Origin of the sequence: Pseudomonas purpurea, from assembly GCF_039908635.1 — a bacterium.
GTDB classification, from domain to species: domain Bacteria; phylum Pseudomonadota; class Gammaproteobacteria; order Pseudomonadales; family Pseudomonadaceae; genus Aquipseudomonas; species Aquipseudomonas purpurea.
In genome coordinates, this window is record NZ_CP150918.1 from 5,334,716 (window position 1) to 5,345,658 (window position 10,943).

A 10,943-nucleotide genomic window follows, 5' to 3' on the forward strand; every position below is an offset into this window, starting at 1 on the left:
TTGAGAACGTAGCGAGCGAAGGCAAGACAAGGCAAAAACAGGAGAGAAAGCGGAGCTTAGTTTACTAAGTGAGCATTTCGAGCCTGTTTTTAACGCAGTATTGCCGAGCGCAGTAGTTTTCATGAGGCTTTGTTAGTGGGCGACTGCTGCTGCGCCATGTTCATCGATCAACGCACCGTTGTGGAAACGGTCGATGGAGAAAGGTGCCGCCAGCGGGTGCATTTCACCCTTGGCGAGGCTGGCGGCAAACACGTTGCCCGAGCCAGGTGTTGCCTTGAAGCCACCGGTGCCCCAACCGCAGTTGAAGAACATGTTCGGCACTGGGGTTTTCGAGATGATCGGGCACGCGTCCGGCGTGGTGTCGACGATGCCGCCCCACTGGCGGTTCATGCGCACGCGGGACAGCACCGGGAACATCTCGACGATGGCCTGGATGGTGTGCTCGATCACCGGGTACGAACCGCGCTGGCCGTAGCCGTTGTAGCCGTCGATACCGGCACCGATCACCAGGTCGCCCTTGTCGGACTGGCTGATGTAACCGTGCACGGCGTTGGACATGATCACGCTGTCGATAATCGGTTTGATCGGCTCGGACACCAGCGCTTGCAGCGGGTGGGACTCGATCGGCAGGCGGAAACCGGCGAGTTTGGCCATGTGCCCGGAGTTACCGGCAGTCACCACGCCAACGCGCTTGGCGCCGATGAAGCCCTTGTTGGTTTCCACGCCGATGCACACGCCGTTTTCCTTGCGAAAACCGATCACTTCGGTCTGCTGGATCAGGTCCACGCCCAAGGCGTCGGCCGCACGGGCAAAGCCCCACGCCACGGCATCGTGACGGGCCACGCCGCCGCGACGCTGGACGGTTGCGCCCATCACCGGGTAGCGGGTGTTTTTCGAGCAGTCGAGGTACGGAATCTCGTCGGCCACTTGTTGGGCGGTGAGCAGTTCGCCGTCGACGCCGTTGAGGCGGTTGGCGCTGACCCGACGTTCGGAATCACGGATGTCCTGCAGCGTGTGGCACAGGTTGTAGACGCCGCGCTGGGAGAACATCACGTTGTAGTTCAGGTCCTGGGACAGGCCTTCCCAGAGTTTCATCGCGTGTTCATACAAGTGCGCCGACTCGTCCCAGAGGTAGTTGGAACGCACGATGGTGGTGTTGCGCGCGGTGTTACCGCCGCCCAGCCAGCCTTTCTCGACCACGGCCACGTTGGTGATGCCGTGCTCCTTGGCCAGGTAATAGGCGGTCGCCAGACCATGCCCGCCGCCGCCGACGATGACCACGTCGTAGACTTTCTTCGGAGTCGGCGTGCGCCACATCCGCTGCCAGTTTTCGTGGTGGCTGAGGGAGTGTTTGAAGAGGCCGAAGCCTGAGTAGCGTTGCATAGTCATTTACTCCAAAACCGCGCTCAGCGATAAACCGGAAAGTCCGCGCACAGGGCCGCTACGTGCTTGGCAACGTTGGCCTCGACGTCGGCGTCGCCGAGGTTGTCGAGGATGTCGCAAATCCAGCCGGCCAGCTCAATGCACTGGGTGACCTTGAAGCCGCGCGAGGTGACCGCAGGGGTGCCGATGCGCAGGCCCGAGGTTACGAACGGCGACTGTGGATCGTTCGGTACGGCGTTCTTGTTCACGGTGATGTGGGCGCGACCGAGTGCTGCGTCCGCCTCTTTGCCGGTCAGGCCCTGACGAATCAGGCTCACCAGGAACAGGTGGTTATCGGTGCCGCCGGACACTACATCGTAGCCACGTTTGATAAACACGCCGGCCATCGCCTGGGCGTTGTCGATCACTTGTTGCTGATAAACCTTGAAGCCTGGCTCCAGCGCTTCCTTGAAGCACACGGCTTTGGCAGCAATCACGTGCATCAGCGGGCCGCCCTGGCCACCGGGGAACACGGCTGCGTTGAATTTCTTTTCCAGTTCTTCATTGGCACGGGCCAGAATCAGGCCGCCCCGTGGACCGCGCAGAGTCTTGTGGGTGGTGGTGGTGACCACATCCGCATACGGCAGCGGGTTCGGGTACAGGCCAGCGGCAACCAGACCGGCCACGTGGGCCATGTCGACGAAGAAGTAGGCGCCCACTTTGTCGGCGATCTGCCGGAAACGCGGGAAGTCCAGGGTTTTGGAGTAGGCCGAGAACCCGGCGATGATCATTTTCGGTTTGTGTTCGACCGCCAGACGTTCGACTTCGTCGTAGTCGATCAGGCCGGTTTTGGTGTCGATGCCGTATTGCACCGCGTTGTAGAGCTTGCCGGAGAAACTCACCTTGGCGCCGTGGGTCAGGTGACCGCCGTGGGCCAGGCTCATGCCGAGCACGGTGTCGCCCGCATTCAGCAGCGCGAGGTAAACCGCGGCGTTGGCCTGGCTGCCGGAGTGCGGCTGGACGTTGGCGTAATCGGCGCCGAACAGTTGCTTGGCGCGTTCAATGGCCAGCGCCTCGACTTTGTCGACGTGCTCGCAGCCACCGTAATAACGCTTGCCCGGATAACCTTCGGCGTATTTGTTGGTCAGGCCGCTGCCTTGCGCTTCCATCACGCGTTTGCTGGTGTAGTTCTCTGACGCGATCAGCTCGATGTGATCTTCCTGGCGTTGCTCCTCGGCATTCATCGCCGCCAGCAGTGCATCGTCGTAACCCTGGATCTGGTCTTGCTTGCTGAACATCGCGTCTCTCCCAGCGGCGGCGGTGCGCCATTCGTCTCGGTGAGGCCTCTGCACTAAGGCAGTGCCCTTTGGATGCGATGGTATGACCGGCTTCGAGTGGTCAAATGCCTATGGACGCCACGCAAAGGTGCGTTTACGACATGACTGAAAAAGGTCGGTCGCAGCCAGACCTTTGTGGCGAGGGAGCTTGCTCCCGCTCGACTGCGAAGCAGTCGCATAACCGGCCTATGCAATGTGTCTGGTGAATCGCATTGGGGCTGCTTCGCAACCCAGCGGGAGCAAGCTCCCTCGCCACAGGGGACGATGTCAGGCGATGAGTTGGCGCAGGGCCAGAAGTACGAAGAAATGCGCGGGATAGAGCCCGTACGCCCAGCGTCGCATCGGAGGTGGATGGATGCCTTGGGCATGTCGCAAAAGCAGCACCCCCAACAGTGGCGCAATCAGACAAGCGGCAATGCCGGGAACGGCGGCACTGTTGCCCAGCTTCGCGGCATAAATCAGCACCCGCCATTCATTGGCCGCCAGACACACCAGCCCCGGCAGCAACGCGAAATACCAGGGACGCCTGATCACCAGCAGCAGGGCCAACGGCAGTAGCACCCCGAAAAAACCGAACATCAGGCGCGGCGAGAACAGTCCGCCCATCACCAGGGCAATCACGGCCAACAGTCGCGATGCCGATGTTCGATCCTGCCAGCCACGTGCCACCAACAAGCCCAGCGTCAGGGTGGGCAGCACGTTTAAGGTGTCGGGATCAGGAATGTACAGCCGGTAGGGGATTTCGCTCAGCGCACTAAACAGCAACAACCAGCCCAGGTAACGCCACTGACTGCCGGCGGTCGCCATGCGTGCCCGCGCCAGATTGGCCGCCATGGCCAGGCAGAACCAGGGAAAGGCCAATCGCCCCGGCACATAGAGCAGATCCACCGGATGACCGACATAACGCAGGTGATCGAGCACCATGCACAGCAGCGCCAGCCACTTGAGCAGATCCAGCGCGCCGTCGCGTGTCGTCATGTGCATAATTGCCCACAGACTTTGTATTTTTCTGACAGACACATCGCGTGTGTTCTCCCGGCAATCTTGGGTACAGTGCGCACCATCATCGACCACGGAAGCAGGCCATGACCGACAAGAGCCAACAATTCGCCAGCGACAACTACTCCGGTATCTGCCCTGAAGCCTGGGCTGCCATGGAACAGGCCAACCATGGCCACCAACGCGCCTATGGCGACGATGAGTGGACCGCACGCGCCTCGGATGATTTCCGCAAACTGTTTGAAACCGACTGCGAAGTGTTCTTCGCCTTCAACGGCACCGCCGCCAACTCGTTGGCCCTGTCGTCGCTGTGCCAGAGTTACCACAGCGTGATCTGCTCGGAAACCGCCCACGTCGAAACCGACGAATGCGGCGCGCCGGAATTCTTCTCCAACGGCTCCAAACTGCTCACTGCCCGCACCGTAAACGGCAAGCTGACCCCGGAATCGATCCGCGAGGTCGCCCTCAAGCGCCAGGACATCCACTACCCGAAACCACGCGTCGTGACCCTGACCCAGGCTACCGAAGTCGGCAGCGTCTACACCCCGGAAGAAATCCGCGCCATCAGCGCCACCTGTAAAGAGCTGGGCCTGAACCTGCACATGGACGGCGCGCGCTTCTCCAACGCCTGCGCATTCCTTGGCTGCTCGCCGGCCGACCTGACCTGGAAGGCCGGGGTCGATGTGCTGTGCTTCGGCGGCACGAAAAACGGCATGGCGGTGGGGGAAGCGATTCTGTTCTTCAACCAGAAACTGGCCGAAGACTTCGACTACCGCTGCAAACAGGCCGGGCAGCTTGCGTCAAAGATGCGCTTTCTGTCGGCGCCGTGGGTCGGCATCCTGGAAAACGACGCCTGGCTCAAATACGCCCGCCATGCCAACCACTGCGCGCAACTGCTGGCTGAGCTGGTGAGCGACATCCCTGGCGTGGAACTGATGTTCCCGGTACAGGCCAACGGCGTGTTCCTGCAGCTCTCGGAACCTGCCATCGCCGCACTGACCGCCCGCAACTGGCGCTTCTACACCTTCATTGGCGACGGCGGCGCACGCTTCATGTGTTCGTGGGACACCGAAGAAGACCGCGTGCGCGAATTGGCGGCGGATATTCGGGAAGTGATGTCTCACTGACATCTATCTGCATCCTCCTGTGGCGAGGGCGCTTGCTCCCGCTCGGCGGCGCAGCCGCCGTAAAGCCAGCCAATGCGGTCTGCCTGACAGACCGCATTCTCAGACTTCAGGGCCGCTTCGCGCCCCAGCGGGAGCAAGCTCCCTCGCCACAGTGACCGTGTACACCTGAAGACTTCGTCTACATTGTCTGACGAGCCGTTCCATTCGCTCAGACAATAATAATCAGGAGCGCACGCATGTCCTTACAAGGCAAAACCCTGTTCATTACCGGCGCCAGCCGTGGGATCGGTCGTGAAATTGCGCTGCGGGCGGCGCGGGACGGGGCCAACATTGTGATTGCAGCTAAAAGCGCGGAGCCGCACCCCAAACTGCCCGGCACCATCTTCAGCGTCGCGAAGGAAGTCGAAGACGCAGGAGGCAAAGCGCTGGCCTTGCAGGTGGATGTGCGCGATGAAGCCGCCGTGCATCAGGCGATGGTCAAGGCCAGTGAGCATTTCGGCGGCATCGATGCACTGGTCAACAACGCCGGGGCGATCAAGTTGACCGGGGTTGCGCACATCGAACTCAAGCGCTTCGACCTGATGCACCAGATCAACACCCGCGCCGTGCTGCTGTGCAGTCAGGCTGCCCTGCCCTATCTGAAGAAGAGCGGCGGGCACATCCTCAACCTTTCCCCACCGCTGAACCTGGCAAGCAAATGGTTCGCCCAATACAGCCCCTACACCGTGACCAAGTACGGCATGAGCATGCTGACCCTGGGCATGAGCGAGGAATTTGCGGCCTACGGCATCAGCGTCAATTCGTTATGGCCGCAGACCATGATCGCCACCGCTGCCATCGAGTTTCAGCTGGGCTCGCGGGAGTCGTTCAAGCATGCGCGCACGCCAGCGATTATGGCGGATGCGGCGCATGTGATTTTGGATAGCCGCGGACGGAAAATCACCGGGCGATTGTTGATTGATGAGGAGATTTTGCGCGAGAGCGGCGTGGCGGAGTTTGATCACTACAGATTTGATCGAGAAAGCGACGCGGCGTTGATACCGGATTTATTCATCGACTGAAAAGCCCCTCACCCTAGCCCTCTCCCAGAGGGAGAGGGGACTGATTGGGGGATGCTCATGAATGATGCCGACCTGTATGTGAAGTAGCGAATCCATAATCGACCCGGTCTTTCAGGTCGATGGATCGCCCAAGACACCTCGGTCGGTTCCCTCTCCTTAGGGAGAGCGCTGGGGTGAGGGGCAAGCCGAACGCAAAAATTCGCCCACTCAGAATTCGATGCGCACATCCCCCTTTGGCACGCTGCAGCACGACAAAATAAACCCTTCTGCTTCGTCTTCCTCGGTGATCCCGCCGTTGTGGTCCATTTCGACTTCCCCGCCCAGTTTCATCACCTTGCAGGTGCCGCAGATGCCCATCCCGCACGCCTTGGGAATCAGCAACCCGAGCTTGGCCGCGGCGGCGTGGACGGTTTCGCCCGGCGCCACCCGGATGCTCTTGCCGGACGCGGTGAATTCAACCTGATGCAGGTCGGCCACGTCGATTTCCGGCGCATCAGCCGCTTGCTCGGCTTGTTCGACGGCATCGGCGCGGGCCTCGGGCGGTGTGGCACCGAAGGACTCCTCGTGATAACGCGTCATGTCGAAACCGGCGGCTTCGAGCAGGCGCTTGACCGCGTGCATGTATGGCGTCGGGCCGCAGCAGAAGACTTCCCGCTCCAGGAAGTCCGGCGCCATCAGTTCGAGCATTTTGTGGTTCAGGTAACCGCGATACCCGGCCCAGGGTTCACCCAAGCCGTGTTTTTCGCAGATCAGGTGCAGGCTGAAGTTGTCGATCCGCGACGCCATGTGTTCCAGCTCGCGGTGATAAATGATGTCTTTGGGCGAACGGGCGCTGTGGATAAACACCATGTCGACGTTGCCGTTGGTGTCGTAGAACCAACGCGCCATGGACATGACCGGGGTGATCCCGACGCCTCCGCTGAGGTAGAGCACTTTCGGCGCGGTGAAATCCATCGCATTGAACAGCCCGACCGGCCCGTGCACCGCCAGCTCCTGGCCTTCGTGCAGGGTGTCGTGCAGCCAGTTGGAGACCTTGCCGCCCGGCACACGCTTGATGGTCACCGAAAAACTGTAAGGCACCGACGGCGAGCTGGAAATGGTGTACGAGCGCATGATCGGCTGGCCTTCGATCTCCAGCTCCAGGGTGACGAACTGCCCCGGTTTAAAGAAGAACATGATCGGCTGGTCGGCCATGAAGCAGAAGGTGCGCACGTCCCAGGTTTCCTGGATGACTTTGACGCAACGGACGATGTGTCGGCCATTGGCCCAGGTCTGGGTGGTAACCGGATTCAGGAAGCTGTTGGACATGCTGATCTCCACGGCCGACTGTCGGCCTCATGTTGCCGATTCTGCGTATAGCGCAGAACACCCGTTTACCTATCTGCGACATTCACATGCTTATCGCGACCAGCCCCCAACCACCGGGGGTTGGGCGTCGGGAACAGATTGGGCCATGTCGCCCATGGATAAGGTTCTGGCCGACAGCGGCCCCACACTCGGCTCAACAGACAAACGCTGTTTTTATGCCTTGCGTTGCAACATGGCCGGTGTGGCTGGTTGTGATGAATCAAGTTCGGAGGCATGGAGTTCTGAGACAAGGCGCCGCGACGAGTCATAGCCCGCTATGGCGAGGAGCGGCAACACAGGATCAGGACTTCAAGCGCCGAAATTGATCATCACAACCAGCCATACCGGCCATCAGTAGCCACTTTCGCCGGCCACACAGAATGGCCATGAGGACTGAATCGATGGACGTCACCACTACCCTGAGCCTGGGCGATCCACTGGAACCCGCACGCAAGGCCACCGCCCAGATGCTGCAAGAGCGCGAGCGCACCTTCTCGCTGCCCCAGCCGTTCTATTCCGATGAGCGCCTGTTCGATATCGACATGCAGGAGATCTTCCAGAAAGAGTGGTTGATCGCCGGCATGACCTGCGAAATCCCGACCAAGGGCAACTACCTGACCCTGCAGATCGGCAAAAACCCGATCATCGTGATTCGCGGCGCCGACGGCGTGGTGCATGCGTTCCATAACGTCTGCCGCCACCGGGGCTCACGGCTGTGCACCAGCGAAAAAGGCAAAGTCGCCAAACTGGTCTGCCACTATCACCAGTGGACTTACGAGCTGGACGGTCGCCTGCTGTTCGCCGGCACCGAGATGGGCGACGACTTCGACATGAAGCAGTACGGCCTCAAACCGGTGAACGTGAAGACGGCCGGCGGCTACATCTTCATCAGCCTGGCGCAAAACCCGCCGGCCATCGATGACTTCCTGGCGACACTGAACCATTACATGGAACCGTACGACATGGAGAACACCAAGGTGGCGGTGCAAACCACCCTGGTAGAACAGGCCAACTGGAAACTGGTGCTGGAAAACAACCGCGAGTGCTATCACTGCAACGCGTCGCACCCGGCCCTGCTCAAAACCCTGCTGGAATGGGACGACGTCACCGACCCGCGCGCCGACCAGGCGTTCAAGGACCACGTCGCTGCGTCTGCCGCTGCCTGGGAAGCCGAGAAGATTCCTTACGCACACGCAAGCTTTGGCCTGCGCAACCGTATCGTGCGTATGCCGCTGCTCAAGGGCACCGTGTCGATGACCCTGGACGGCAAGCAAGCCTGCAAAAAGCTCATGGGCCGCATTCAGAACCCGGACCTGGGCTCGATGCGCATCCTGCACCTGCCACACTCGTGGAACCACTGCATGGGCGATCACATCATTGTGTTCACCGTGTGGCCGATCAGCGCGCAGGAAACCATGGTCACCACCAAATGGCTGGTGCACAAGGACGCAGTCGAAGGCGTGGATTACGACGTCGACCGCATGCGTGAAGTCTGGGACGCCACCAACAACGAGGACCGTCGCCTGGCCGAAGAGAACCAGCGCGGGATCAACTCCACCGCGTACCAGCCGGGCCCGTACTCCAAGACTTACGAGTTTGGCGTGGTGAACTTCGTGGATTGGTACAGCGAACGCCTGCTGAACAACCTCGGGGCCGAGCCTGCGCCTTACCTCAAGGGTGTAGCCGCGCACAGTTAAGTTCAACGATTACCTGAACCCGAGCAGCGCCTGCACCTTTCAATTCGCCCGCAGGCACTGCTCCTGGCCTTGATCCCTTCCCTGTCATGGCTCCCAAGCCAAGACCCGAACTACTCGCACTGGTCCTTAGGCGTGTAGCGATAATGCCCATCGACCTCATAGACATGCCCTTCTCTCACCACCTTGCTTATCTCGGCAGTACGAGTTGGCGTTGGCGTGGTGTGTTCTGCATGCTTATCAATCCGACCTGGTGTGCTCTCGGACGGATCAGATGGGCTGGGTGGCTGGGACTCTCTGGCCATAATGGTTCCTTCACGGTGTCGACGCTGCTGGTTCTTGTTCTGCTTGAAGCAGCCGAACAAACATTCAACACACAATAAGAACGATCCGATAGCTGTTATATCTGACAGTTGACAGTTGCTAATGGGAGTAGCGCCTACGTGGCAAACAGTCACATCAGAACTGTACAAAATATGATCTATTGCGTTCAGGCCTATGCTGCACGTGGCTCGCAGCCTTTAGCGAACAAGTTATCCACACCTCCACCCACAGCTAATGGGGACAACTGTGGAAAGGCTGCAAACTTTCTCCACAGAAACCGAAGAAAATCCGTGACTTATCCAGAAGCAGGGTTTTGAACAACGATTGGTTGTTTTTTGATCGAAAACCTACAGAGCACGATTTACATGGCCTGTAGAGGATGGCGAACACCTTATCCACAGAAGCGCCAACAGACTTTGGGGGCAACTCCACAACACCTTCGCTACTTTGTGGAAAACTACGTCCAGACTGCATATTTCGCGGGTTTGAGTCACCGGAGAAGGGTAAAACCCGGTATTTGGTTATTTATTGATCAGAAGCTTGGAAGCCACAGTCTGTATGGCTTACAGCGGAGAGCGAACATCTTATCCACAGAAGCGCCAACAGAGATTGGGGGCAAGTCATGAGTCCCCGATGCCCTTATCCACGAAAAAAAGCCCGGAAAAACAACAACTCAGGCTGGTTGTTTTTCGTACAAAGGCTTGCAGGGCTTGATGTGCGTGGGGTGTAGCGAAGGGCGAACACGTTATCCACAGAAGCGCTAACAGGGATTGTGGGTAACCATTGCGAAGTCGACATAAATCAAGTGTGGGAGCGGGCTTGCTCGCGAAAGCGGAGTACCAGCCGACATCAATGCTGAATGTCAGGGCCCCTTCGCGAGCAAGCCCGCTCCCACAGGTTATGGATTAACCACTTAGCGGACCACGCCTTCTTCGATCAGCAGCTTGAGGATGGCGTCGGCGCCCGCTTCGGCGCTCACGCCCTTGAGCACCTGCCCACCGCCGCCGCTGGCCTTGGCCGTGGCGGCCTTCATCCGGTCGGCGCCGCTTTTGGCCTTGATCACCTTCAAGCGCTTGGGTCGTGGCTTGGCCGGTTGCAGGGTCGCGACCGCCAACAGTTCATCGTCGATGACTTCCACATCCTCCGCCTGCAACACCCCGCGCCGGGCCGGGCCGAACGCACTTTGCCGAGGCTTGGGTGCCGCGTTATCCACAGTGGCGAGAAACGGCAGGCGTACTTTCAAGCGTCGACGCTGGCCACGGGGCAAGGCTTGCAGCACCAGGGCCGAATTGCCGTCAATGGATTCGACCTGCGCCAGCCCGACCACCAGTGGCCAGCCCAGGCTTTCCGCCAGCAGGAACGGCAACATGCCCGAGCCTTCACCGGTTTCCGCCTGGCTGCCGGTCAGCACCACCTGTGCCCCGGCGTCGCGCAGGTACGCGGTCAGCGCTGGCAGCGCATCCGCGCCTTCCGGTTGCTCCAGCACGTGCAGTTGTTCCAGGCCCATGCCCAGGTAAGCGCGCAATGCAGGTTCTGCGACGTCGCCGGCGTGCAGCACTTGCAGGTTATCCCCGGCCAGTTGCAGGCCGAGTTCAACCGCCCGCGCATCCTGCTCGGCGCGCCGGGGTCGGCCCGAGGTCGGGTGGGCGCCGATGGACACGAGGCTGATGACATGAGTACTCATAACCCTTT

General features: G+C 60.1%; 8 protein-coding genes. 3 read left to right on the top strand and 5 right to left on the bottom strand.

Translation table 11 applies throughout. The features are described 5' to 3' along the window. Positions 1-132: 132 nt before the first annotated feature. The 3 genes from AABM54_RS24040 to AABM54_RS24050 all read right to left on the bottom strand — a co-directional run bounded on the left by AABM54_RS24040 (position 133) and on the right by AABM54_RS24050 (position 3,683). A complete protein-coding gene (locus tag AABM54_RS24040) occupies positions 133-1,383 on the bottom strand; it encodes a sarcosine oxidase subunit beta (protein ID WP_071553033.1) in 1,251 nt (416 codons plus the stop codon). 23 nt (positions 1,384-1,406) lie between these two features. Continuing rightward, complete coding sequence (gene glyA, locus AABM54_RS24045) at positions 1,407-2,660, bottom strand: serine hydroxymethyltransferase (protein ID WP_347902402.1); 1,254 nt, start codon at positions 2,658-2,660, stop codon at positions 1,407-1,409. A 306-nt stretch (positions 2,661-2,966) separates the two neighbouring features. Further along, on the bottom strand, positions 2,967-3,683 hold the full coding sequence (locus tag AABM54_RS24050) for a TraX family protein (protein WP_347902403.1): 717 nt from the start codon (positions 3,681-3,683) through the stop codon (positions 2,967-2,969). A gap of 101 nt (positions 3,684-3,784) precedes the next feature. Here AABM54_RS24050 and AABM54_RS24055 point away from each other — a divergent pair, with 101 nt between their 5' ends. Both AABM54_RS24055 and AABM54_RS24060 read left to right on the top strand, forming a co-directional pair. Next, positions 3,785-4,825 carry a low specificity L-threonine aldolase gene (locus tag AABM54_RS24055; protein WP_347902404.1) on the top strand — a complete coding sequence of 347 codons (1,041 nt, stop codon included), beginning with the start codon at positions 3,785-3,787 and terminating at the stop codon, positions 4,823-4,825. Positions 4,826-5,061: 236 nt separating this feature from the next. Further along, positions 5,062-5,886 (top strand): NAD(P)-dependent oxidoreductase, encoded by an 825-nt coding sequence (locus AABM54_RS24060; protein ID WP_347902405.1) that lies wholly within the window; start codon positions 5,062-5,064, stop codon positions 5,884-5,886. Positions 5,887-6,093: 207 nt separating this feature from the next. Here AABM54_RS24060 and gbcB read toward each other — a convergent pair whose 3' ends face one another. Further along, positions 6,094-7,194 carry a glycine-betaine demethylase subunit GbcB gene (gbcB, locus tag AABM54_RS24065; protein WP_347902406.1) on the bottom strand — a complete coding sequence of 367 codons (1,101 nt, stop codon included), beginning with the start codon at positions 7,192-7,194 and terminating at the stop codon, positions 6,094-6,096. A 440-nt stretch (positions 7,195-7,634) separates the two neighbouring features. On the opposite strand from gbcB, the gene gbcA reads away from it, so the two are divergent. Then, entirely contained in the window at positions 7,635-8,930 is a 1,296-nt protein-coding gene (gbcA, locus tag AABM54_RS24070; RefSeq protein ID WP_347902407.1) for a glycine-betaine demethylase subunit GbcA, read from the top strand. 1,234 nt (positions 8,931-10,164) lie between these two features. Here the strand turns inward: gbcA and AABM54_RS24075 are convergent. Continuing rightward, positions 10,165-10,935 carry an electron transfer flavoprotein subunit beta gene (locus tag AABM54_RS24075; protein ID WP_347902408.1) on the bottom strand — a complete coding sequence of 257 codons (771 nt, stop codon included), beginning with the start codon at positions 10,933-10,935 and terminating at the stop codon, positions 10,165-10,167. Between the last annotated feature and the right edge of the window lie 8 nt (positions 10,936-10,943).

Coding starts and splice junctions, on each gene's coding strand:
- AABM54_RS24050 (WP_347902403.1), bottom strand. CDS start 3,683: ATGCACATGACGACACGCGACGGCGCGCTGGATCTGCTCAAGTGGCTG.
- gbcB (WP_347902406.1), bottom strand. CDS start 7,194: ATGTCCAACAGCTTCCTGAATCCGGTTACCACCCAGACCTGGGCCAAT.
- AABM54_RS24075 (WP_347902408.1), bottom strand. CDS start 10,935: ATGAGTACTCATGTCATCAGCCTCGTGTCCATCGGCGCCCACCCGACC.
- AABM54_RS24060 (WP_347902405.1), top strand. CDS start 5,062: ATGTCCTTACAAGGCAAAACCCTGTTCATTACCGGCGCCAGCCGTGGG.
- glyA (WP_347902402.1), bottom strand. CDS start 2,660: ATGTTCAGCAAGCAAGACCAGATCCAGGGTTACGACGATGCACTGCTG.
- gbcA (WP_347902407.1), top strand. CDS start 7,635: ATGGACGTCACCACTACCCTGAGCCTGGGCGATCCACTGGAACCCGCA.
- AABM54_RS24055 (WP_347902404.1), top strand. CDS start 3,785: ATGACCGACAAGAGCCAACAATTCGCCAGCGACAACTACTCCGGTATC.
- AABM54_RS24040 (WP_071553033.1), bottom strand. CDS start 1,383: ATGCAACGCTACTCAGGCTTCGGCCTCTTCAAACACTCCCTCAGCCAC.